The 23,663-nt window shown below is 59.3% G+C and carries 14 protein-coding genes, 2 tRNA genes and 1 pseudogene; 7 read left to right on the top strand and 10 right to left on the bottom strand.

Going from position 1 to position 23,663, the window contains the following annotated elements:
- Positions 1-100: 100 nt before the first annotated feature.
- Positions 101-1,960 carry an ABC transporter ATP-binding protein gene (locus tag BWR59_RS21805; RefSeq protein ID WP_081567703.1) on the top strand — a complete coding sequence of 620 codons (1,860 nt, stop codon included), beginning with the start codon at positions 101-103 and terminating at the stop codon, positions 1,958-1,960.
- A 237-nt stretch (positions 1,961-2,197) separates the two neighbouring features.
- On the opposite strand, the gene BWR59_RS21810 is transcribed toward BWR59_RS21805, so the two are convergent.
- Positions 2,198-3,325: a GNAT family N-acetyltransferase gene (locus BWR59_RS21810; protein WP_081567704.1), complete on the bottom strand. Its 1,128-nt coding sequence runs from the start codon at positions 3,323-3,325 to the stop codon at positions 2,198-2,200.
- 282 nt (positions 3,326-3,607) lie between these two features.
- Here BWR59_RS21810 and BWR59_RS21815 point away from each other — a divergent pair, with 282 nt between their 5' ends.
- The gene (locus BWR59_RS21815) at positions 3,608-4,927 is read left to right on the top strand and encodes a putative porin (protein WP_081567705.1); all 1,320 of its coding nucleotides are present in this window, start codon (positions 3,608-3,610) and stop codon (positions 4,925-4,927) included.
- 335 nt (positions 4,928-5,262) lie between these two features.
- Here the strand turns inward: BWR59_RS21815 and BWR59_RS21820 are convergent, their stop codons facing one another.
- The 4 genes from BWR59_RS21820 to fadD2 all read right to left on the bottom strand — a co-directional run bounded on the left by BWR59_RS21820 (position 5,263) and on the right by fadD2 (position 14,623).
- Positions 5,263-6,384 (bottom strand): beta-ketoacyl-ACP synthase III, encoded by a 1,122-nt coding sequence (locus BWR59_RS21820; protein WP_081567706.1) that lies wholly within the window; start codon positions 6,382-6,384, stop codon positions 5,263-5,265.
- A 383-nt stretch (positions 6,385-6,767) separates the two neighbouring features.
- The gene (hrpA, locus tag BWR59_RS21825) at positions 6,768-10,679 is read right to left on the bottom strand and encodes an ATP-dependent RNA helicase HrpA (RefSeq protein WP_081567707.1); all 3,912 of its coding nucleotides are present in this window, start codon (positions 10,677-10,679) and stop codon (positions 6,768-6,770) included.
- Between the two features lie 272 nt (positions 10,680-10,951).
- Positions 10,952-12,649 (bottom strand): long-chain-fatty-acid--CoA ligase FadD1, encoded by a 1,698-nt coding sequence (gene fadD1 / locus BWR59_RS21830; RefSeq protein WP_081567708.1) that lies wholly within the window; start codon positions 12,647-12,649, stop codon positions 10,952-10,954.
- A 285-nt stretch (positions 12,650-12,934) separates the two neighbouring features.
- Positions 12,935-14,623, bottom strand: coding sequence for a long-chain-fatty-acid--CoA ligase FadD2 (fadD2, locus tag BWR59_RS21835; protein WP_081567709.1), 1,689 nt, complete (start codon positions 14,621-14,623; stop codon positions 12,935-12,937).
- Between the two features lie 212 nt (positions 14,624-14,835).
- Here fadD2 and BWR59_RS21840 point away from each other — a divergent pair, with 212 nt between their 5' ends.
- Positions 14,836-15,780, top strand: coding sequence for an alpha/beta hydrolase (locus BWR59_RS21840; RefSeq protein ID WP_081567710.1), 945 nt, complete (start codon positions 14,836-14,838; stop codon positions 15,778-15,780).
- A gap of 57 nt (positions 15,781-15,837) precedes the next feature.
- Positions 15,838-16,308 carry a MaoC family dehydratase gene (locus BWR59_RS21845; protein WP_081567711.1) on the top strand — a complete coding sequence of 157 codons (471 nt, stop codon included), beginning with the start codon at positions 15,838-15,840 and terminating at the stop codon, positions 16,306-16,308.
- 148 nt (positions 16,309-16,456) lie between these two features.
- Here BWR59_RS21845 and BWR59_RS21850 read toward each other — a convergent pair.
- Both BWR59_RS21850 and BWR59_RS21855 read right to left on the bottom strand, forming a co-directional pair.
- A tRNA-Asp gene (locus tag BWR59_RS21850) sits at positions 16,457-16,533 on the bottom strand.
- Positions 16,534-16,552: 19 nt separating this feature from the next.
- Positions 16,553-16,628 (bottom strand) — tRNA-Val (locus tag BWR59_RS21855).
- Between the two features lie 159 nt (positions 16,629-16,787).
- Here BWR59_RS21855 and rdgC point away from each other — a divergent pair.
- Positions 16,788-17,708 carry a recombination-associated protein RdgC gene (gene rdgC, locus BWR59_RS21860; RefSeq protein WP_081567712.1) on the top strand — a complete coding sequence of 307 codons (921 nt, stop codon included), beginning with the start codon at positions 16,788-16,790 and terminating at the stop codon, positions 17,706-17,708.
- 157 nt (positions 17,709-17,865) lie between these two features.
- Complete coding sequence (locus tag BWR59_RS21865; RefSeq protein WP_081567713.1) at positions 17,866-18,819, top strand: bile acid:sodium symporter family protein; 954 nt, start codon at positions 17,866-17,868, stop codon at positions 18,817-18,819.
- 517 nt (positions 18,820-19,336) lie between these two features.
- On the opposite strand, the gene BWR59_RS21875 is transcribed toward BWR59_RS21865, so the two are convergent.
- Positions 19,337-19,726, bottom strand: a complete 390-nt coding sequence (locus BWR59_RS21875) for a polymorphic toxin type 44 domain-containing protein (RefSeq protein WP_143490903.1) — start codon at positions 19,724-19,726, stop codon at positions 19,337-19,339.
- A gap of 164 nt (positions 19,727-19,890) precedes the next feature.
- On the opposite strand from BWR59_RS21875, the pseudogene BWR59_RS32095 reads away from it, so the two are divergent.
- Positions 19,891-20,022: pseudogene (locus BWR59_RS32095) on the top strand (bile acid:sodium symporter family protein); the annotation flags it as partial.
- Between the two features lie 210 nt (positions 20,023-20,232).
- Here the strand turns inward: BWR59_RS32095 and BWR59_RS21880 are convergent.
- Positions 20,233-22,104: an MFS transporter gene (locus tag BWR59_RS21880; RefSeq protein ID WP_081567715.1), complete on the bottom strand. Its 1,872-nt coding sequence runs from the start codon at positions 22,102-22,104 to the stop codon at positions 20,233-20,235.
- Between the two features lie 114 nt (positions 22,105-22,218).
- Positions 22,219-23,364, bottom strand: a complete 1,146-nt coding sequence (locus tag BWR59_RS21885; RefSeq protein ID WP_081567716.1) for a TDT family transporter — start codon at positions 23,362-23,364, stop codon at positions 22,219-22,221.
- Between the last annotated feature and the right edge of the window lie 299 nt (positions 23,365-23,663).

Below are 23,663 nucleotides of genomic sequence, written 5' to 3' on the forward strand. Positions count from 1 at the left end.
TGAATCCTTGCGAGCAATCGCGGCTTCACGCGGTCACAACAAGGGACTATTTCCCGGTCCGCAGAAAGGAGAGCCCGCTCAAGCGTGGGCGTCATAGCCAATGCTCTATCGTCGTTTCGAAAAGCTGATCGATATCTTCCGCGATGCCCCTACCGCCGCGCCTCCCAATCAGGTCATGGCGTTTTATGTGTATTACCTGCGCCAGGTCTGGCCCAGTTTCCTCGCCCTGCTGGTGGTCGGCCTGGTCGGCGCACTGATCGAGGTCTCGCTGTTCAGCTACCTGAGTCGCATCATCGACCTTGCGCAAGGCACGCCGAATCCGAACTTCTTCAGCGACCATGCACTGGAACTGACATGGATGGTTGTCGTCGCGCTGGTCCTGCGACCGATTTTCGTCGCGCTGCACGACCTGCTGGTGCATCAGACCATCAGCCCGGGCATGACCAGCATGATCAACTGGCAGAATCACAGCTATGTATTGAAACAGAGCGTGAACTTCTTCCAGAACGACTTCGCCGGCCGTATCGCCCAGCGCATCGTGCAGACCGGTAACGCGCTGCGCGACTCTGCCGTGCAGACGGTGGATGCGATGTGGCACGTGCTGATCTATTCGATCGGCGCGCTGCTGCTCTTTGCAGAAGCTGACTGGCGTCTGATGATTCCGTTGCTGAGCTGGATTCTCGGCTTCATCGTGGCGCTCTGGTATTTCGTGCCGCGGGTCAAGGCGCGTTCTGTGGTGTCCTCCGAGGCACGCTCGAAACTCATGGGCCGGATCGTCGACGGCTACACCAACATCACCACGCTCAAGCTGTTCGCTCACACCAACTCCGAGCAACAGTACGCCCGTGAGGCGATCAGCGAACAGACTCAGAAGACCCAACTGGCCGGTCGCGTGATCACCGAGATGGATACCGTGATCACTACGCTCAACGGGATTCTGATCGTCTGGACCACCGGGCTTGCCTTGTGGCTCTGGAGTCAGTCGATCATCTCGGTCGGTGCGATCGCGCTGGCGACCGGTCTGGTGATTCGTATCGTCAACATGTCCGGCTGGATCATGTGGGTGGTCAACGGCATCTTCGAGAACATCGGCATGGTGCAGGACGGTCTGCAGAGTATTTCTCAGCCTGTGGGCGTCACTGATCGTGAACCCGCGCCAAAGCTGGCGGTGAGCCGTGGCGAAGTGAAGTTCGAAAACCTGCAGTTCCAGTACGGCAAGGGCAAGGGCGTGATCGATGGCCTGAATCTGGACATCAAGCCGGGCGAGAAGATTGGCCTGATCGGGCCGTCGGGGGCAGGTAAATCGACGTTGGTGAACCTGCTATTGCGTTTGTACGACGTACAAGGCGGACGGATTACCATCGACGATCAGGACATTTCCCACGTTGCTCAGGAAAGCCTGCGCTCGAACATCGGCATGATCACCCAGGACACGTCGCTGCTGCACCGCTCGATTCGCGACAACCTGCTTTATGGCAAGCCCAGCGCCACCGACGCCGAGCTGTGGGAAGCCATGCGCAAGGCCCGCGCTGACAGTTTCATTCCGCAGCTGTCGGACTCCGAAGGCCGCACCGGTCTTGATGCCCATGTCGGTGAGCGCGGCGTGAAGCTGTCCGGCGGTCAACGCCAACGCATTGCCATCACTCGTGTGCTGCTCAAGGACGCGCCGATCCTGATCATGGACGAAGCGACTTCGGCGCTGGACTCGGAAGTGGAAGCAGCGATTCAGGAAAGCCTGGAAACCCTGATGCAAGGCAAGACGGTGATCGCCATCGCCCACCGCCTCTCGACCATTGCTCGGATGGACCGGCTGGTGGTGCTGGAGGACGGTCAGATCGCCGAAAGCGGCACCCACGCCGAACTGCTGGCGCATCAAGGGCTGTACGCGCGACTGTGGGCTCACCAGACCGGTGGGTTTGTCGGGGTGGAAGATTTCCCTCTGGCGCCGCAGTCGTTGTAGTGGCTGACTTGCTGGCGGTGATGAAACCGGAATGGCCACCGCCGGCAAGCCGGACTGCCACAGAGGTCTGCCGTCAGCCCCAAAAAGTCGGAATCATATGAAACCCGTGGGAGGGAGCTTGCTCGCGAATGGTGGTTAACAGCCACCGACGATGCGCCGAGTGTACGGGAGTCTTCGCGAGCAAGCTCCCTCCCACAATGGACCTGAGCCAACCCGTTTTACCGCAGCGTGACTCGATCACTCCGCTTGCCGATACGGCAACGCCCCTCTGGCCTCTTCAGCGTACGCCAGAATCCCCGCCCGCTCCTGGGTCAGAAAGTCCGCCACGGCCTCACGCAATCCGGGGTGGGCCAGATAATGCCAGGAGTGCGTGATCACCGGCTCGAATCCGCGAATCAGCTTGTGCTCGCCCTGGGCGCCAGCATCGAAACGCTTGAAGCCCTGCGCGATGGCGTAATCCATGCCCTGATAGAAACAGGTCTCGAAATGCAGTCGGTCGAACTCGGCCAGACACCCCCAGTACCGCCCGTAAAAACTGTCGCCACCCATCAGACTGAACGCCATCGCCACAGGCCGTGAGCCTTGGCGCGCGAGCACCACGCGAATCGCTTCGGGCATGCGTTCGGCGAGCAGACTGAAGAACTCCCGCTTCAGGTACGGCGCCTGGCCGCGGATCTCGTAGGTATTGGAGTAACAGGCGTAAACGAAGTCCCAGTACGCCTCGCTCAGTTCGTGACCTTCCAGCCATTCGAAGTCGATCCCCTGCCCCGCCACCTGCTCGCGTTCCTTGCGCATCTGCTTGCGCTTGCGTGAGCTCAAGGCGTCGAGAAAATCCTGAAAGTCGCGATAGCCCCGGTTCTGCCAGTGGTACTGACAGCCGATGCGCTGCAGCCAGCCGGGCTGTTCGGCGAGCAAGGTATCGGCCACGGGATCGGTGAAGTTGACGTGAACGCTGGACAGCGCTTCAGCTTCGGCATAGCCGGGCAGGCAGGCCAGCAGCTCGCGGCCGTCTTCAGGCGTCTTCGCCAGCAGGCGTGGCCCGCTCACCGGACTGAACGGCACGGCAATCAGCAGCTTCGGATAGTAGGCGATCCCGGCACGTCGACAAGCATCGGCCCAGCCATGATCGAACACGTATTCGCCGTAGGAATGCGTCTTGCGATAGGCAGGCAATGCGGCGATCAGCTTGTCATCCTCGTAGTGCAGCAGATGCTCGGCACGCCAGCCTGAGCGCGGCCCCAGGCTGCCGCTGTCTTCCAGCGAACTGAGGAAGGCGTGGCGCAGAAACGGCGAGTCCCCGGGGATCAGCGCGTCCCATTCTTCGGGCGCAAGGTCCGACAGATTATCCAAACGGTGTAACGACATCGCCCCCCTCCAAACTGCCTCGACAACGTTTGCGCAGTATCACCTATTGAAAACAATTGCACATGAAATTTGCAGCGTCAGCGCTCTAGCTCGCGGGCTCCAGGAAAATCCAACATGTCATCGACATGCCATCACTTAGCCATCCCACTGTCATAAACGGTCGTAATACTGGCGCCTGTTTTTAGAGCCCCCGGTTCTAAGACCCTGACTTCTTTTCCGCCCTCTATCGGTCGGTTGTTCCCTGGATGGCTTTGTCATCCCTTCTCATCTACGGAGATTGATATGCGTCTTGCTTCCACTAAAACTGCGGCGGCCCTGTGTGGCGGTTTGCTGCTGGCCATGAGCGTTCCGGCCAGCGCCGCAGTCGACGCGAAACTGCTCGACATGCTCAAGGCCAACGGCTCGATTTCCCCAGCCCAGTACGCCGAACTGCAATCGGAGCTCGCCAAGGATCAGCAGGCTCAGCAACAAGCCCAGAAAGCGACAGCCGATCAGATTGCCGCCGCCAGCGCCGCCAAGTCTTCCGAGCTGTCGGCCTTCGAACAGAAAGTGGCATGGGCTGCGAAGACCCAGTTCAAGGGCGACGTACGCGTTCGTCAAGAGACCGTCAAAATCGACGACCAGAACAACAGCCAGGACAAGAACCGTCAACGCATTCGCGTTCGTCTGGGCGCCTACACCGATATCAACCCGCAGGTCAGCACCGGTATCCGTATCGCCACCGGTGGCGACAACAAGGCCAACTCCACCAACGTTGACCAGAACGACTACTTCACCAAGAAAGACCTGTGGCTGGATCAGGGTTACATCGACTACCACCCGACTGCCATTCAGAACCTGCACGTTATCGGCGGCAAGATGGCTCAACCATGGGTCAGCGAAGGCGACGTGATCTGGGATAGCGACATCAACCCGGAAGGTCTGGCGGCCACCTACAGCCTGCCGATCAACAAGGGTTTCGAGCTGTTCGGTAGCGCCGGTACCTACACCCTCAAGGACAACATCAGCGGCGACGGTACTCAGTTCAAGAACGACCTGCGCCTGAACGCGGCTCAGTTGGGTACGCGTGTGGCGATCACCGACAACGTGAAGATGACCCTCGGTGGTTCGGTTTACCAGTACGAAAACTCAAACGACTGTAACCCGGCCGCTGCCAGCACCAGCACCACGTTCTGTGGCCTGGGCATCAACGGCAACAACACCAACGATTTCCGCCTGTATGAAGGCTTCGGTCAACTGGACCTGACCGGTCTGGTGGTTCCTGTGGGCCTGTACGGTCAGTATGTGGTCAACAGCGCGACCGACAGCAATCAGGACACTGCCTGGCTGGCGGGTGTGAAGACCAAGGTGTTCGGTTTCGGTCTGGACTACAACTATCGCGATACTCAGCGTAATGCAGTGGTCGGCGCGTTCACCGACTCCGACTTCGCCAACGGCACCACCGGTTCGCGCGGTCACAAGCTGAGCGTCTCGTACGATGTCGACAAGAACTTCACCCTCGGCGCGACGTACTTCCTGACCAAGGCAGACTTCGCTTATGCCGGCGCCCCGCGTGATGAAGACGCCAACACGCTGCAGCTGGACGTGATTGCCAAGTTCTAAGGGACACAGCCGCACGCTTCGAGGGGCAAGCGGCTAGCTTCAAGATCAATGTTTCAGGCGGCATGCTCCCGTCGGCTGAAACCGCTCCATCCTTCCAGCCCGCTGCTGCCCTGTCGGATCCCCATCATCCGTTTCGACAGGTCAGCACCGGGCTGTTTTTGTTTGTCCTGAACCAGCGCGGATGTTATGCCGAACACCGGACAACCGTGGGAGGGAGCTTGCTCGCGAAAGGCTAGTGTCAGGCAGCGACTAACTGACTGATCCGACGCATTCGCGAGCAAGCTCCCTCCCACATTGACCGTGGTCGTCTCACATTCAGCGCTAAGCCCGTAGGGTCATTTCCTGCGCAGAAGCACGCTGCCAATCGAATACCCGGCGCCGAACGAACTCAACACGCCGAGCGCCCCGCTTGGCAAATCGTCCTGGTACTTATGGAAGGCAATGACTGAACCCGCCGAACTGGTGTTGGCGTAGCTGTCGAGAATGACCGGAGCTTCCTCGACGCTGGCATCACGGCCCAGCAGCTTCTTGACGATCAGATGGTTCATGCTCAAGTTGGCCTGGTGCAGCCAGAAGCGCTTCACGTCGCTGACGTTCAGGCTGTTCTCTTGCAGGTGCGTGCCCACCAGCTCGGCCACCATCGGGCAGACATCACGGAACACCTTGCGGCCTTCCTGCACGAACAGTTTGTCCGGCGTGCCCTCGCCTTCTTCGGCGGTTCGGTTGAGGAAACCGAAGTTATTGCGGATGTTGTTGGAAAAGGTGGTCAGCAGCTTGGTGCTGACGACATCGAACTGGTGCTCGGAGGTCGCCAGATCGGCACGCTCGACCACTACCGCGGTGGCCGCGTCACCGAAGATGAAGTGGCTGTCGCGGTCACGGAAGTTCAGGTGCGCGGTGCAGATTTCCGGGCTGATCACCAATAGCGCGCGGGCCTGGCCCAGCTTGATGCTGTTGTAGGCGGTCTGGATGCCGAAGGTGGCCGAGGAACAGGCGACGTTCATGTCGAAACCGAAGCCCTGAATGCCCAGTGCCGACTGGATCTCGATGGAGATCGCAGGGTACGCCCGTTGCAGATTGGAGCAGGCGACGAGCACGCCGTCGATGTCAGCGGCGGTCTTGCCAGCGCGCTGCAAGGCCTGTTCGGCTGCGGCGACACCCATCTGGCAGAGGATCGACCACTCGTCGTTGGAGCGCTCGGGCAGACGCGGCTTCATGCGTTGTGGGTCGAGGATGCCGTCCTTGTCCATGACGAAGCGGCTCTTGATGCCGCTGGCTTTCTCGATGAAGGCCGCGCTGGATTCAGTCAGCGCCTGAACGTCGCCGGCCTCGATGGCAGCGGCGTTCTCAGCGTTGAATTGCGCGACGTAGGTGTTGAAAGAATGCACCAGTTCATCGTTGGAAATGCTGTTGGCCGGGGTATAGAGCCCTGTGCCACTGATCACGACGTCGTACACGGTCGTTCCTCTCTTATTGACGGCAGCAGGTAAAAGACCTGCGTAAGCACGGTGCTGACTGTTTTCTGGAACGACAGTACCAATGCAACGATAAAGTTTCCCGTATCCGGGAAGGGCCCCTGAACAAGCGTTGAGGTTTTAGCCGCGAAGTTTGCCATAACGGCCGGGATTTGGCGCTATCGGGCTGCTGGAATGCCTGATGGGCTGACAACATTTCTATCAAGTCGAACGCCAATCCTGTGGGAGGGAGCTTGCTCGCGAAAGCATCAGTTCACACATAAAGGGGTGTCTGTCACACCGCGTTCGCGAGCAAGCTCCCTCCCACAAGGTTTAGCGTCGATACGACGACCAGCGGTGAACTCATGAACCGAGAGGCTGGCAATTCAGCCCTCCACCTGACTCCACTGCTTGCTCAGGCGCTTGTCGGAAATCGGCACTTTGGTCCCCAACTGTTGGCCGAACAGCGACACGCGGTACTCTTCGAGCCACCAGCGATACGTCACCAGTTCGCCGTCGCGCTTGCCTTCCTGAGCGTGTTTGTCGGCGCGGGTCTGATATTGCGCCCAAAGGTTGCTCAGCTCGATGCTCCAGACCCGGTCCTTCTGCACCTGACTGCCGAGCTTTTCCAGACGCAGTTCGATGGCTTTCAGATAACGCGGTAACTCCTTGAGCCACTGCGCAGGCGTTTCCCGCACAAAGCCCGGATACACCAGTTTGCCCAACTGCGCCTTGATGTCGTTCAGCGCCACTGCCTGAGCCAGATCGATCTTGCCTTTGAAGCGCTTCTGCAAGCCGTGCCACAGCTTGAGAATTTCCAGGGTCAGTTTCGCCAGGCGCTCGGCATGCTCGGTCAGGCTGCCGCGCTTGCGTTCGGCCAACGACATCAGTCCTGCGCCATCCCGCGGCAACGTCGCTTCGCCTTCGAGAATGCAGGTGTCCAGGCTCGCCAGCAGAATGTCTTCGATCAGCGCATCGACCCGGCCCATGTCGCGGTACAACAACGCCAGCTCGGTCTGCCCCGGCAATTTGCCGCGCAGGAACTTCGCAGGCTCGGCCAGTTGTTGCAGCAGCAGACGCTGCAAGGCGCGGCGATGCTGATACTCGGCCTCGGTCTGGGTCGAGAAGCGTCCTTCCTTGACCGTACCGCCCTCTTCCACCAACGCCGGATATACCGTCATCGACAGACCGGCGATCTTCTGTTGAGTCTTTTCCGCCACCGCAGCAAAGCCCTTGGCTTCCACGGGCTGCTGGCTCTTCGCCGATTGCGGCACGGCCAGCGCTGCCTGCCCGGCTTCGGCGAAACGCGCGGTCAGTTCATCCAGATCGCGACCTTCGCCCAGGAACTTGCCGTTGGCGTCGACCACTTCCAGATTCATCTTCAGATGGTTTTCCACCTGCTGCGCGGCGTCCGCCCAGGCTTCGTCAGAGACCCGCGCCCCGGTCATGCGTAGTAGCTCGCGCCCCAATGCCTGCGGCAGCGAACCTTCGGCAAATACCATGCGCTGCAAGGCAGCCTTGACGAAGTCCGGCACCGGCACGAAGTTCTTGCGCAGGGCCTTGGGCAGGTTGCGCACCAGCGCCACGCATTTGGTTTCCAGCAGCCCCGGGACCAGCCACTCCAGACGCTCAGCCGGCAGCGACAGCAGCAACGGCGCAGGCACGCGCAGGGTCACGCCGTCGCGCGGGTGATTGGGCTCGAAGTGATAGGTCAGCGGCAGGGTCAGATCGCCCAGGCGCAACGTGTCCGGGTACTGATTGGCCGTCACCTCGCTGGCTTCACGAGCGAGCACGTCTTCCTCACGCATGATCAGCAGTTGCGGATTCTTCTGGCTCTCCATCCGGTACCACGCGTCGAACGTCGCGGTCTGGTGAATCTCGGCCGGCAAGCGTTCGTCGTAGAAACGGAACAGGGTTTCTTCGTCAGCGAGGATATCGCGACGACGGGCCTTGGCTTCCAGTTCGTCGAGCTGTTCAAGCAACCTGGTGTTGGCGCTCAGGCACTTGGCCCGGGACTGGATTTCGCCGCGCACCAGGCCTTCTCGGATGAAGAATTCGCGAGAGACAACAGGATCGATCGGCCCGAAATGCACAGGACGACGACCGACCACGATCAGGCCAAACAGAGTGATCTGCTCGAACGCCACGACCTGGCCACGCTTCTTCTCCCAGTGCGGTTCGAAATGGTTCTTCTTGACCAGATGCCCGGCGAGCGGCTCGATCCAGTCGGGCTCGATCTTGGCGACCATGCGCGCGTAGAGCTTGGTGGTCTCGACCAGTTCGGCGGCCATGATCCATTGCGGGCGTTTGCGGCCCAGGCCCGAAGACGGATGCACCCAGAAACGCCGCTGGCGCGCACCGAGGTAATCGCCTTCTTCGGTTTTCTGGCCGATCTGGCTCAGCAGACCGGATAGCACCGCCTTGTGGAATTTCGGGAAGTCGGCAGGCTCTTTATTGACCGTCAATTGCAGGTCACGGCAGATCAGGCTCAGCTGGCGATGGGAGTCGCGCCATTCGCGCAGCCGCAGGTAGTTGAGGAAGTTGCGGCGACACCAATTGCGCAGCGGGCTCGCCGTCAGGGCCTGGCGTTGCTCCTCGAAACCACGCCATAAATTGACCAGCCCGGCGAAGTCCGAGTCCTGATCCTTCCACTGGGCGTGGGCCTGGTCGGCGGCCTGCTGACGTTCCGGCGGACGCTCGCGCGGGTCCTGAATCGACATGGCGCTGGCGACGATCAGCACCTCCTGCAAGCTTCCCTGCTTCGCGGCTTCCAGCAGCATGCGGCCCATGCGCGGGTCCACGGGCAGGCGCGCCAGTTGGCGACCCAACGGGGTCAGCTGGTTCTCGCGGTTGACCGCCGACAGCTCCTGCAACAGGTTGAAACCGTCGCTGATCGCCTTGCCATCCGGCGGCTCGATGAACGGGAAATCGGTGATCTGCCCCAGACGCAAATGCAGCATCTGCAGGATCACCGCCGCAAGGTTGGTGCGCAGGATCTCCGGGTCGGTGAATTCAGGGCGCGAGAGAAAGTCCTCTTCGCTGTACAGCCGCACGCACAGGCCCGGCTCGACGCGACCGCAACGACCTTTTCGCTGATTGGCGCTGGCCTGGGAAACCGCTTCGATGGGCAGGCGCTGAACCTTGGCGCGATAGCTGTAGCGGCTGATGCGCGCGGTGCCGGTGTCGATCACGTAGCGAATGCCCGGAACGGTCAGCGAGGTCTCGGCGACGTTGGTCGCCAGCACCACGCGACGGCCGGGATGCGACTGGAAAATCCGCTGCTGTTCGGCAGGCGACAGGCGCGCGTACAGCGGCAGGATTTCGGTGTGCTTGAGCTGGGCCTTGCGCAACATTTCAGCGGCGTCGCGAATCTCGCGCTCGCCCGGTAAGAACACCAGCACATCGCCCGGCGATTTGCGTTCGCTGCGTTCGAAAGCGGCCAGTTCATCGAGGGTGGCGAGAATCGCCTGATCGACGGTCAAGTCATCCTCGACACTGTTGCCCTCTTCGTCCTGCTCAGAGGTCAGCGGGCGATACCAGGTGTCCACCGGGTAGGTGCGACCGGAGACTTCAATGATCGGCGCCTTGTCGAAGTGCTCGGAGAAGCGCTCCAGATCGATGGTCGCCGAGGTGATGATGACTTTCAGATCCGGACGGCGTGGCAGCAGGGTTTTCAAGTAACCGAGCAGGAAGTCGATGTTCAGGCTGCGTTCATGGGCTTCGTCGACGATGATCGTGTCGTAGCGTTCGAGAAAACGGTCGTGCTGGGTTTCGGCCAGCAGGATGCCGTCGGTCATCAGCTTGATCAGGGTGTTGCTGTCGCTCTGATCCTCGAAGCGCACTTGATAGCCGACCAACGCACCCAGCGGCGTGCCGATTTCTTCGGCGACGCGGCTGGCGACGCTACGTGCAGCGATTCGACGCGGCTGGGTGTGGCCGATCAGGCCGTGCTGGCCGCGACCGATTTCCAGACAGATCTTCGGCAGCTGGGTGGTTTTGCCCGAGCCGGTTTCGCCGGCGATGATCAACACCTGATGCTTGAGCAGCGCGTCCTTGATTTCGTCGCGCTTGGCGGCGATGGGCAGGTTCTCGTCGTAGCGGATGGTCGGCACGCTTTGCCTGCGGCTGGTCACCTGCGCGAACGACGCCTGGACACGCTCGACCCACTGCGCCAGCTTCGCCTCGTCGGGCTTCTTGCGCAGATCGTGCAACTGACGACGCAGGCGATGCCGATCACTGATCATCGCGTGGTCGAGGTTCTTGTACAGTTGGTCGATGGAGGTCGATTCGTCGGTCATCAGGGCGCGAAGTCTTTTCTATCTGAATTCAGGGCGCGGATTGTCGCAGATTTGGTGGGGGTCATGCATGTCTGAGGCGGTGCACCTCTCCACTCATCGTTCCCACGCTCAGCGTGGTAATGCATTGCGTGACGCTGCGCGTCACCAGACGTCGACGCAGAGCGTCACAAGCTGCATTCCCACGCGCAGCCTAGGAACGATCATCAGGATCAGTGGAGCGTCAAAACAACAAACCCCGCACGCGGGCGGGGTTTGTTGGTCATGCGGGTGACTTACGCCGGTTTCTTCAGCGCCAGCTTCTTGAGCTCTTCGTCACGCAACTCACGGCGCAGGATCTTGCCGACGTTGGTGGTCGGCAGCGCGTCGCGGAATTCAACGCTGCGCGGCACCTTGTAAGCCGTGACGTTGGCGCGCATGTGCTCCATGACCTGCTCTTTGGTCAGGGTCACGCCCGGTTTCGCGACCACGAAGATCTTGATCGCCTCGCCCGATTTCTCGTCCGGTACGCCGATGGCCGCGCACTGCAATACGCCCGGCAAAGTTGCCAGCACGTCTTCCAGCTCGTTCGGGTACACGTTGAAGCCCGACACCAGAATCATGTCCTTCTTGCGGTCGACGATACGCATATAGCCGTCCGGCTGAATCACCGCGATGTCCCCGGTCTTCAACCAGCCCTCGGCGTCGAGCATCTCATCGGTGGCTTCCTGACGCTGCCAGTAGCCTTTCATCACTTGCGGGCCCTTGACGCACAGCTCACCCACTTCGCCCAGCGGCAACTCGTCGCCGGCATCGTTGATGGTCTTGCACAACGTGGACGGCACCGGAATGCCGATGGTGCCCATCTGAATCTTCTGGATCGGGTTGACCGTGGCCACCGGGCTGGTTTCCGTCATGCCGTAGCCTTCACAGATGGAACAGCCGGTCACATCCTTCCAGCGCTCGGCGGCCGCCTGTTGCAGCGCCATGCCGCCGGACAGGGTGACTTTCAGCGATGAGAAATCCAGGTTACGGAAGTCGGCGTTGTTGCACAGCGCCACGAACAACGTGTTCAGGCCGACGAAGCCACTGAACTTCCACTTCGACAACTCCTTGACCATCGCCGACAGGTCACGTGGGTTGCTGATCAGGATGTTGTGGTTGCCGATCAGCATCATCGACATGCAGTGAAAGGTGAACGCGTAGATGTGATACAGCGGCAGCGGCGTGATCAGGATCTCGCAGCCTTCGTTGAGGTTGGAGCCCATCAGCGCCTTGCACTGCAGCATGTTGGCGATCAGGTTGCGGTGGGTCAGCATCGCCCCCTTGGCAACGCCCGTGGTGCCGCCGGTGTATTGCAACACGGCGACATCGCTGCCCTTTGGCGAGGCATCATTGACCGGTTTACCGCGGCCTTGCGCCAGCACGTCATTGAACTTGACGGCCTTGGGCAGGTGGAACGGCGGGACCATTTTCTTCACGTACTTGATGACGCTGTTGACCAGCAGACGCTTGAGCGGCGGCAGCAGGTCGGCGACTTCGGTGACAATGACGTGCTTGACGCCGGTCTTGGGCACGACTTTCTCGGCCAAGTGCGCCATGTTAGCCAGGCACACCAGCGCCTTGGCACCGGAGTCGTTGAATTGGTGTTCCATCTCCCGCGCGGTGTACAGCGGGTTGGTGTTGACCACGATCAGACCGGCGCGAATGGCACCGAACACGGCGATCGGGTATTGCAGCACGTTAGGCAATTGCACGGCGATTCGATCGCCGGGCTGCAGGTCGGTGTGGTGCTGCAGATAAGCGGCGAAAGCACCGGACAACTCGTACATCTCACCATAAGTGAGTGTCTTGCCCAGATTGCTGAACGCAGGTTTGTTGGCGAAACGCTCGCAGGACTGTTTCAATACCGCCTGAACGTTCGGATACTCATCCGGATCGATATCGGCAGCGATGCCAGACGGATATTTATCCTTCCAGAAGTTTTCGATCATGGAAGCCGACTCCTCAGCGACAGCGTTTCTACACACCGCTCGATGCGATGATTTCTTGTGTTTGGAATGTTTGTAGCAACCGCTTTCTGCGTATCGACAGGACAAAAAGCGGGCCGAGCGTAGCAGCTTTGTCAAAGGTCGACTAGAGCCAATAGCGGCCCATGCAGTCACAAAAATGACTCTTGAATGCTTAAACGTCACGTTTAGAGCAATGAACCTAAATGTCGAGAAAGCGCAAAGAAAAACGGCGTGTTTGCCAACACGCCGTTTCTGTTTATAGCCGCTTTATGCGATGTCGCGAAGCTCTCGCCTGAGGATCTTGCCCACAGGGGTCATTGGCAATGACTCACGCAGTACGATGTGTTTGGGGATTTTGTAGCCCGTGAAATTCTCCTTGCAGTAGGCCTTGAGTTCTTCGCAGGTGAGACTCGCATCCCTGGGCACCACGAACAGCTTCACCGCCTCCCCCGAACGCTCGTCCGGCACACCGATCACTGCACAGTTGGCGACCTTCGGGTGACGTGAAACCACGTCTTCGATTTCGTTGGGATAAACGTTGAAACCCGAGACGATGATCAGATCTTTCTTACGGTCGACGATGCGGATGAAACCGTCCGGATCGATGACTGCCACGTCGCCCGTCTTGAGCCAGCCTTCGCTGTCGAGCACTTCGGCGGTGGCGTCAGGGCGATGCCAGTAACCGAGCATGATCTGCGGCCCTTTCAGACACAGCTCGCCGCGCTCACCCACTGGCAGCTCGACACCTTCGTCGTCGATTACCTTGGCTGTGGTCCCCGGCACCGGCATGCCGACCGTGCCCAGCTTCGACTGATTGCCATAGGGGTTGGCCGTGGCGACCGGCGAGGTTTCGGTCAGGCCGTAACCCTCGACGATCGGACAACCGGTGAGCTGCAGCCAGCGCTCGGCGGTGGACTTGACCAACGCAGTGCCACCGGAATTGGTCAGGCGCAAGCTGGAGAAATCCACGCTCTTGAATTCAGGATGATCCATCAGCGCGACGAACAGCGTGTTCAGGCCAAGCATGGCCGAGAACTTCCACTTTTTCAGTTCCTTGATGAAGCCACCGATGTCCCGCGGATTGGTGATCAGCAGGTTGTGATTGCCACTGACCATCATGCACATGCAATTACAGGTGAACGCATAGATGTGATACATCGGCAACGGCGCGACCATGATCTCGCTGCCCTGCTTGAAGATCGGCAAACCGTCCGGGCCGTGCTGCAACATGCAGGCGTAGACCTGCTGCATGTTCGCCACCAGATTGCCGTGGGTCAGCATCGCGCCTTTTGGCGATCCGGTGGTGCCGCCGGTGTATTGCAGAACCGCGATGTCATCCAGGTCCAGTTGCACACGCTGCAGATGATCGCCACGGCCCAGCTTGAGCACGCTCTTGAAGGAGACGGCCTGAGGCAGGTCGTACTGCGGGACCATCTTCTTGACCTTATCCACCACCGTATTGATCAGCCAGCCCTTGGCCGCCGACTGCATGTCACCCATCTTCACCTCGATGAGGTACTGGATGTCAGTATCGGGCAGGACTTCCTGGACGTTCTTGCCGAACACGTTCAGGTAAACCAGAGCGCGGGCGCCGGAGTCCTTGAACTGATGACGCATCTCGCGGGCGGTATAAAGCGGATTGGTGTTGACCACGATCAGCCCGGCGCGCATGGCACCGAACACGGCGATAGGGTACTGGATGAGGTTGGGCATCTGCACGGCGATGCGGTCGCCGGGCTTGAGTTCGGTCTGTTGTTGCAGATACCCGGCGAAGGCCGCCGATTGCCGTTCGAGTTCGGCGTAACTCAGGGTCACGCCCATGTTGCTGTAGGCCGGACGGTCCGCGTATTTCCTGCAACTGCGCTCGAACACCTCCACCACTGATTTGTAAGCGTGCAGATCCACCTCAGAGAGGACGCCTGCCGGGCGTTTGTCGTTCCAGAAATCAGGTTGCATGTTCTTTTTATCCTCTTACCTGAGAGTGCTGGCCCCGCGATGAAGCAGGTGCTTGCCGGACGTTAGCAGCTGCCACCAGGAAGGCAAATCGTCATCAATGACGTGAATCTTGCGGGTGATCGGGCTGCCATCAAACAAGCGCTATACACTGCAATCAGGCGACCGTCGGAGCGCTATTTCAAGACAATTCTTTACAAGGCCAGGGAAATGCCATGAAACACGATGCTTTTTGGCTGGACACCAGTGACCACCATCGCCTGTACGTGAATGCCTGGGTGCCGACGACCGCACCCAAGGCCGTGGTGATGCTGTCCCATGGCATGGCCGAACACAGCGGGCGTTATGACCGGCTGGGCGCGGCGCTGGCTGAAGAAGGATTTGCCTTGTATGCCCATGACCAGCGAGGCCATGGCCGAACCGCCGCTCACGGGGTGCTCGGCCACTATGCCGACAAGGACGGCTGGAACAAGGTGGTGGGGGATCTGGCGGCGCTCAGCGCATCGATCGGTCAGCGTCATCCGGGCGCTCCGGTGTTTCTTCTGGGGCACAGCATGGGCAGCTACATCGCTCAGGCGTACTTGCTGCATCACAGTGCCAGCGTGCAGGGCGCAGTGCTCAGCGGCTCGAACTTCCAGCCGGTGTCGCTCTACCGAACGGCGGCGGTGGTGGCGCGCCTGGAGCGCTGGCGCCAAGGGCCAACCGGGCGCAGCGCGCTGATCGACTTTCTGTCTTTCGGCTCGTTCAACAATAAATTCAAGCCCGTACGCACACCGTTCGACTGGCTTAGCCGCGATCCTCAAGAGGTCGACGCGTACGTGAGTGATCCGCTCTGTGGTTTTCGTTGTACCAATCAGTTCTGGCTCGACATGCTTGGCGGGCTGCAACAGATCAGCAAGGCTTCCAACCTGGCGCAGATCGATAAAAGCCTGCCGATCCTGATCATGGGCGGCGAATGTGATCCGGTGAGCGAAGGCAAACGTCTCAAGGATCTGGCCGACGCCCTGACCGGTACCGATCATCACGCTGTCAGCCTGAAGATCTACCCCCAGGCGCGGCATGAAATCCTCAACGAAACCAACCGCGAGGAAGTCACTCGTGATTTACTCGCCTGGCTCGATCAGGCGCTGGCTGAGCCAAGGCCCCGTCGCAGCGAGTAACCGGCGGGGATTTCAGCTCTTTATTCACTTTTCATTTTCATGTCACAGGACCGCAACATGACCCAAGTCACCAACACGCCATACGAAGCCCTTGAAGTCGGCCAGACAGCCAGCTACAGCAAGACCGTGGAAGAACGCCACATCCAGCTGTTCGCCGAAATGTCCGGCGACCGCAACCCGGTACACCTGGATGCCGAATTCGCGGCCAAAAGCATGTTCAAGGATCGTATTGCGCACGGCATGTTCAGTGGCGCGCTGATCAGCGCCGCCGTGGCTTGCGAGCTGCCTGGGCCGGGCACCATCTATCTTGGCCAGCAGATGACCTTCCAGAAGCCAGTGAAAATCGGCGACACCCTGACCGTACGTCTGGAGATCCTGGAAAAGCTGCCGAAATTCCGCGTACGCATCGCTACCCGCGTGTTCAACCAGAACGACGAACTGGTGGTGGATGGCGAGGCCGAGATTCTTGCTCCGCGTAAAGAGCAGACCGTGAGTCTTGCGGAGCTGCCACCGATCACCGTTGGCTGATAAGCCTGACCGGACACTGTGGAGGCCGGCTTTGCTGGCCTTTGCAGCCAACATTCAGACATTTGACCAAATCGCAGGCACAAAAAAAGCGACCCTAAGGTCGCTCTCTTTGTCGTTACGAGGAGTTCAAGGGCCTCGTAACTCAATATGGCGCAGCGGACGGGACTCGAACCCGCGACCCCCGGCGTGACAGGCCGGTATTCTAACCGACTGAACTACCGCTGCGCGTAACACTTGAAACGAATGGTGGGTGATGACGGGATCGAACCGCCGACATTCTGCTTGTAAGGCAGACGCTCTCCCAGCTGAGCTAATCACCCTTCGCTTCGGTGTGGCGCGCATTCTACGGAGCGACCCAACCTCTGGCAAGCACTTTTTCAAATATTTTTTATATTCCCACCAAAGGCTTACGTCAGGGTTGGCCGCAGGGTCGCGGCAGCGAATAATGCCCCCCTTTGTATAAAGGAGAGACGTACCCCATGTGGTTCAAAAACCTGCTTGTCTATCGCCTGACCCAGGACCTGCCATTTGATGCCGAGGCGCTGGAAACCGCATTGGCGACCAAGCCTGCACGCGCTTGTGCCAGCCAGGAGTTGACCACTTACGGTTTCATCGCCCCGTTCGGCAAGGGCGAAGACGCACCGCTGGTGCATGTCAGCGGCGACTTCATGCTGATTTCCGCGCGCAAGGAAGAACGTATCCTGCCGGGCAGCGTGGTCAACGATGCATTGAAAGAGAAAGTCGAAGAGATCGAGACCGAGCAGATGCGCAAGGTCTATAAGAAGGAACGTGATCAGCTCAAGGATGAAATCATCCAGGCGTTCCTGCCGCGCGCCTTCATCCGTCGCTCGATGACCTTCGCTGCCATCGCCCCTAAACAGGGCGTCATTCTGGTCAACGCCTCAAGCCCGAAACGCGCCGAAGACCTGCTGTCGACCCTGCGTGAGGTGGTCGGCTCGCTGCCGGTACGTCCGGTCACCGTGAAAACCGCACCGACCGCCGTCATGACCGAATGGGTCAAGACCGGCCAGACCGCCGACAACTTCTTCGTCCTCGACGAATGCGAACTGCGCGATACCCACGAAGACGGCGGCATCGTTAAGTGCAAGCGTCAGGATCTGACCAGCGATGAAATCCAGCTGCACCTGAGCACCGGTAAAGTCGTGACTCAACTGTCGCTGGCCTGGCAGGACAAACTGTCCTTCGTGCTGGACGACAAACTGGGCGTCAAGCGTTTGAAGTTCGAAGACCTGCTGCAGGACCAGGCCGAACAGGACGGTGGGGACGACGCACTGGGCCAACAGGACGCCAGCTTCACCCTGATGATGTTGACCTTCGGCGAATTCCTGCCCGAGCTGTTCGAAGCGCTGGGTGGTGAAGAGATTCCGCAGGGGATCTGATTCCAGCCGCGGGTTGTCTCGCAACATGCTCCTTTAGCAGTCCGGCCGGACTGCTACAGGACCAGGTGTCGGCAGTTGCGATGTTCGACGGGGCATCGCACACCCCAACCATTACAAATACTCCATTTCTGCGCACACACAATAAAAGGAGCAAGCCATGCGTGCCCTGGCTGCATTGAGTCGTTTTGTCGGTAATACCTTTGCGTACTGGGTGCTGCTGTTCGCCGTACTGGCGTTCCTGTTCCCGAGCTGGTTCATCAGCCTGAAGACTTTGATCGTGCCGCTGCTGGGCCTGGTCATGTTCGGCATGGGCCTGACCCTCAAACTCGAAGACTTTTCCGAAGTCGTGCGCCATCCGTGGCGTGTGGCTCTGGGCGTGGTCGCGCATTTCGTGATCATGCCGGGCGTGGCCTGGTTGCTATGCCAGGCGTTTCATTTGCCGCCGGAAATCGCTGTCGGCGTGATCCTGGTCGGTTGCTGCCCGAGCGGCACCTCGTCCAACGTCATGACGTGGCTGGCCAAAGGCGACCTGGCGTTGTCGGTGGCCATCGCCGCTGTCACCACCCTGCTCGCCCCGCTGCTGACCCCGGCGTTGATCTGGCTGCTGGCTTCCGCGTGGCTGCCGGTGTCCTTCATGGAAATGTTCTGGTCGATCCTGCAACTGGTGATGCTGCCGATCGTGCTAGGTGTCGTTGCGCAACGCCTGCTCGGCGCCAAGGTGCAGTTCGCGGTTGACGTACTGCCGCTGATTTCGGTGGTCAGCATCGTGATGATCGTCTGCGCCGTGGTCGCGGCCAGCCAAGCGAAGATCGCCGAATCGGGCCTGCTGATCATGGCCGTGGTGATCCTGCACAACAGCTTCGGTTTCCTGCTGGGTTACTTCACCGGCAAACTGTTCAAACTGCCACTGGCCCAGCGCAAGTCGCTGTCGCTGGAAGTCGGCATGCAGAACTCCGGCCTCGGCGCCGCCCTGGCCAGCGCCCACTTCTCGCCACTGGCGGCCGTACCGAGCGCGCTGTTCAGCGTCTGGCACAACATCTCGGGAGCGTTGCTGTCGACGTATTTCCGGAAGATGGAACCGGATGCCGAGGGTGAGCCCGGCGTACATTAAGGTGCCGGATTGCGATAGGGGCAAGTTTTCAAACGTTGTCCCTATGTTTGTGATTAACAGCAGCACCCTGCCCTACGCTGCCGACAGTGAAGGCTAGTCGTCGTTATTGGAGTCGATCTGCGCATCTAACCAGACGTCGACAGCCACATAATCACCGTCGACTCTGAAAAACGCCGGACTACTAAAATCCAGTATCTTTTCTCTAACCACTACTTCCACTCTCTGGTTAACGACCGTTGTTTTCGCATCATGATCTCGAGTAATCAGAAAAGCCCTTCCCTCTTCCCTGAGTGATTCGAGTGCCGAATCGTTATCACCTATACTCCGATGAATGAAATAATGATAAGTGAATGGGACTGTCGCTCCGCCAGAATTACTTAGAACTACATACAGCGTTCCTCTATCACCGACAGGATAGCGTTGGATAATCTCGGACAATTCGGCTGTAAACTTATAGTGGATGAGAATCCAGAAAGTCTGCGCAAGGCAGATGAGAATCATACATCTAAATGCGATGTTACCAGGGGCGCGATTTTGCATACTTGATACCCTGCGCTATCATCTCCTGATCAGTCTCATCATCCCCATACGAATAAAAGAACCAGTCGATGAGTGTAGTATTAGCCTTGGTCGTTTGGGCCCTGAACTGGGCAGCTCCCGCGGCTCTATGTAGGACAAACTCTGAAAACCCCGCCGCAGCACCCACTGCTCCGTAGTGAAAATTCCCAAATTTCTCGAACTGTTTACCCTTCTGTTTATAATCCCACGGGCCTCCGTTTCGAACCCTGTTATAAAACCACAACCACAGACTCACTTCATCAGCGATTGACGCGCTCCATTTTTTCTGCCGAGCAAGCCCCATATTAACAAGCAGCGAAACCCCTTCAGGAGCAAGTGGGACAATCATTGAACAGTCACCCAACTCAGGAAACGAGCTGACGATTCTATAGACCTGGAAATGACATACGAAGGCTAAACGACGTCGCGAGGAAAATTCGGAAACACCCTACATACGACGCAAGAAGTGTCTGTAGGGCATATACCGATGAGACGCAAAAGACTGGCCTAAATTCGCCACTGGCGGCGGTGCCAAGCGCACTGTTCAGCGTCTGGCACAACATCTCGGGAGCGTTGCTGTCGACGTATTTCAGGAAGATGGAGCCGGATGCGGTGGTGACGGAAGACAAGCCTGTGGTGGGTTGAGTTATCTCGCTTTCGGCTTGAAGCACTCATTCGCATGAACGACTGAGTACTCGTGGGAGACGCCGGAGGTCACGACGGCAGCGAATGCGGTGAGTCAGACACCCTCGATGTGGGAGGTCGGACGCCATCGTCCGATCGCAGCCCCTACCGTCGTGATCCCGGCGTCTCCCACAGCTATTACGGTGCCCTCGATAATTGCGTACGGGCCGTTTAGCGCACCCCACCACGCAACTCGGCCACCCTCTCGCGCACCAACGCCGGTTGCGACTCACCCCCCGCAATCGCAGGCCCTGCCACCAGGGTCACTCGCGACCACAGCCTGCGAAACACGCCCTTATCGGGATCGCGGCTGAAGAAACTTCCCCACAAGCCCTGCAATGCCAGCGGAATCACCGGTACGTCGGTCTGTTCCAGCACCCGGGTCATGCCGCCCTTGAACTCGTCGATCTCGCCGGTTGTGGTCAACTTGCCCTCGGGGAAGATGCACACCAGTTCGCCTTCATTCAGGTACTCGGCAATGCGCTTGAACGCCTGATCGTAGGTCTGCAAATCCTCGTTGCGCCCGGCAATCGGAATCGCGCCTGCAGTGCGGAAAATGAAATTGAGCACCGGCAGGTTGAAGATCTTGTAGTACATGACGAAGCGAATCGGCCTGCGCACGGGACCTGCGATCAGCAGCGCATCGACGAACGACACGTGGTTGCACACCAGCAGCGCTGCGCCCTCATCCGGAATGTGCTCAAGGTCGCGATGCTCCACGCGGTACATGGAATGGCTGAGCAGCCAGATCATGAAACGCATGGTGAACTCCGGGACGATCTTGAAGATGTAGGTGTTGACCGCGATGTTCATCAGCGACACCACCAGAAACAGCTGGGGAATCGACAGCTTCACCACGCTCAGGAAGATGATCGAAACAATCGCCGAGACCACCATGAACAACGCGTTGAGGATGTTGTTCGAGGCGATGACCCGCGAGCGTTCCTTCTCCGGCGTGCGCGACTGGATCAGCGCGTACAGCGGCACGATATAGAAGCCGCCGAAAACTCCGATGCCGAGGATGTCCAGCAGCACCCACCAGGCCTGGCCGTAGCCGAGAATCGCCAGCCAGTTGTTGGCCTGCACGTTCTGCGGGAAGTCCCCGGAATGCCACCACAGCAACAGGCCGAACACGGTCAGGCCCATCGAGCCGAAGGGCACCAGGCCAATCTCGACCTTACGTCCGGACAAGCGCTCGCAGAGCATGGAGCCCGCAGCGATGCCGATGGAGAACACGGTAAGAATCAGGGTGACGACGGTTTCATCGCCGTAGAGAAATTCCTTGGCGTAGGCCGGAATCTGCGTCAGATAGATTGCGCCGACGAACCAGAACCAGGAGTTGCCAACGATAGAGCGCGAAACCGCTTTGGTCTGCCCAAGGCCCAGTTTCAGCGTGGCCCAGGATTCGCTGAAAATGTTCCAGTTCAGGCGCATTTCCGGCGACGCCGCCGCTGCCGGGGGGATGCCGCGACTGGCCAGATAGCCCAGGCACGCCACCAGTACCATCGCTGTGGACACGATAGGCGCGTAGTGCGTGGCGGACATCATGATCCCGGCGCCGATGGTGCCGGCGAGGATCGCCAGAAAGGTGCCCATTTCCACCAGACCATTGCCACCCACCAGTTCGTTTTCGTGCAGGTGCTGGGGCAGGATCGAGTATTTCACCGGGCCGAACAGCGCCGAGTGCGTGCCCATGGCGAACAGCGCAGCGAGCATCAGCTCAAGGTGATTGAACAGAAACCCCGCAGCGCCGACCACCATGATGCCGATCTCCAGCATCTTGATCATGCGGATCAGTTTGTCCTTGGGGTACTTCTCGCCAAATTGCCCGGCCAGCGCCGAGAACAGAAAGAACGGCAGGATGAACAGCAATGCGCACAGGTTGACGTAGATCGAGCGGTCGCCGTCGATGGTCAGCTTGTAGAGAATGGCGAGGATCAGCGATTGCTTGAAAATGTTGTCGTTGAAAGCCCCGAGGGACTGCGTCACGAAAAACGGCAGGAAACGCCGTTTGCCCAACAGATTGAACTGCGACTGACTCATCGAACGTGATCCTGAGTGGCGCCGGGATCGGCTTTTGGATTGGAAGTCCGCGGTGGCGTCCTTCCAATCGCTACCGCCGGCAAGCCGTGCTGCTACGTGGAAACTTGATATGAATCAGCCTTTCAATCCCGCAATACACGGCGAAACGAACAGCTCTCCTTTATAGGCGCCAATCAAGGTGCGGCGCATGATCACCAGCCACAACAGCGCCAGCCCCGCCACCAACACACTGCCGAGGATCGAAAAGAAGCCCAGATTCAACACGGCGCCAAGCTTGAGCGTGGTCAGGGCAAACACGCCGAGCGGGAAGGTGAAACCCCACCACCCCAGATTGAACGGCAGGCCGTTGCGCAGGTAACGCACGGTGATCAGCACTGCCATCAGCAGCCACCACACGCCGACGCCCCACAGAATGATCCCGGCGATAAGCCCCAGCCCTGAGGCGATTTCCCCGACGCCACTCAACCCGTTGGCGGCGAAGATCGCAGGGGCGTCGGCGCCCAGCACCATCAGCCCGAATGCGCCAGTGCTGATCGGGCCCAGTGCCAGCCAGCTGGACGAGGCCATGCTGGCGTGAGGCAGTTTGTGCAGGGCCATGCGCAGCAAGAGGATCGTCAGCATGCTGAACGCCACTGGCACCGACAGCGCCCACAGCACGTAGCTGGTGATCAACACGCTGAACTGGCTGTGGCTGTCTCCCAGATGCGGCGCCAGCAAGCCTCCGCTCGCCGCTGCCACTTCAGCGGCTACCACGGGCAACAGCCAGACCGCTGTCATCTGATCGATGCTGTGCTCCTGGCGGGTGAACATCATGAACGGGATCAGCACTCCGCACGCCAGCGACATCGCCACATCCAGCCACCACAAAACCTCTGCCAGGTGCAGCGCCGCATCGCCCCAACGCGACAGGCCAAAGGTCAGGAAGCCATTGATGATCGTCGCCATACCCATGGGAATGGTGCCAAAGAACATCGACACCGTGGAATGGCCGAACACCCGCCGCGCCTCGTCGAAGAACAGCACCCAACGCGCGGTGTAGAGAAAACTGAAGGTCAGGAACATCACGATGTTCAGCATCCACAAGGCTTCGGCGAGCTGGAACATGCCCGGGATGTGAACCGGAAGCTGAGTCAGAACGGCAGAAAGAATCCCGGTACCCATGGTCGCGGCGAACCAGTTGGGCGTGAACTGACGGATGACTTCCCGAGGATGACTGAGTTGGCTGAAAGGTCTGCGTGGCGTGAAAGTGGCGTAAGTCATGATTCGCTCCTGTCCTCGTGTGAGGTGGTACCCATGTTACGGCCGACACTGATATCTGTTAAGCGGGTATTTTCTCTATACCTCATAGATTTAGCAGATATAGACCGGCGCATAACTTACCCGTGGGAGGAAGCTCCCTCCCACCGTCAACTGCGGCGTGACAGCAATCGCATGCCAGCCGCTCCTGCTCACTTCTGCGACACCCCGCCGCTCAGACCTTGGTCGAAACAGACGAACGTCAGCGGGCGTGCGAGACTGTCTGACCTGCGAAGGATCGCAGTCGAAATCGTGACCTGCTT

It is taken from the genome of Pseudomonas sp. Bc-h (genome assembly GCF_002080045.1).
Taxonomy (GTDB): Bacteria; Pseudomonadota; Gammaproteobacteria; order Pseudomonadales; family Pseudomonadaceae; genus Aquipseudomonas.

Excerpts from the sequence above, each read along its gene's own strand:
- BWR59_RS21885 (WP_081567716.1), bottom strand. The coding sequence starts at position 23,364 with ATGACTTACGCCACTTTCACGCCACGCAGACCTTTCAGCCAACTCAGT.
- BWR59_RS21810 (WP_081567704.1), bottom strand. The coding sequence starts at position 3,325 with ATGTCGTTACACCGTTTGGATAATCTGTCGGACCTTGCGCCCGAAGAA.
- fadD1 (WP_081567708.1), bottom strand. The coding sequence starts at position 12,649 with ATGATCGAAAACTTCTGGAAGGATAAATATCCGTCTGGCATCGCTGCC.
- hrpA (WP_081567707.1), bottom strand. The coding sequence starts at position 10,679 with ATGACCGACGAATCGACCTCCATCGACCAACTGTACAAGAACCTCGAC.
- BWR59_RS21865 (WP_081567713.1), top strand. The coding sequence starts at position 17,866 with ATGCGTGCCCTGGCTGCATTGAGTCGTTTTGTCGGTAATACCTTTGCG.
- BWR59_RS21880 (WP_081567715.1), bottom strand. The coding sequence starts at position 22,104 with ATGAGTCAGTCGCAGTTCAATCTGTTGGGCAAACGGCGTTTCCTGCCG.
- BWR59_RS21805 (WP_081567703.1), top strand. The coding sequence starts at position 101 with ATGCTCTATCGTCGTTTCGAAAAGCTGATCGATATCTTCCGCGATGCC.
- rdgC (WP_081567712.1), top strand. The coding sequence starts at position 16,788 with ATGTGGTTCAAAAACCTGCTTGTCTATCGCCTGACCCAGGACCTGCCA.
- BWR59_RS21815 (WP_081567705.1), top strand. The coding sequence starts at position 3,608 with ATGCGTCTTGCTTCCACTAAAACTGCGGCGGCCCTGTGTGGCGGTTTG.
- BWR59_RS21840 (WP_081567710.1), top strand. The coding sequence starts at position 14,836 with ATGAAACACGATGCTTTTTGGCTGGACACCAGTGACCACCATCGCCTG.
- BWR59_RS21875 (WP_143490903.1), bottom strand. The coding sequence starts at position 19,726 with ATGATTGTCCCACTTGCTCCTGAAGGGGTTTCGCTGCTTGTTAATATG.
- BWR59_RS21845 (WP_081567711.1), top strand. The coding sequence starts at position 15,838 with ATGACCCAAGTCACCAACACGCCATACGAAGCCCTTGAAGTCGGCCAG.
- fadD2 (WP_081567709.1), bottom strand. The coding sequence starts at position 14,623 with ATGCAACCTGATTTCTGGAACGACAAACGCCCGGCAGGCGTCCTCTCT.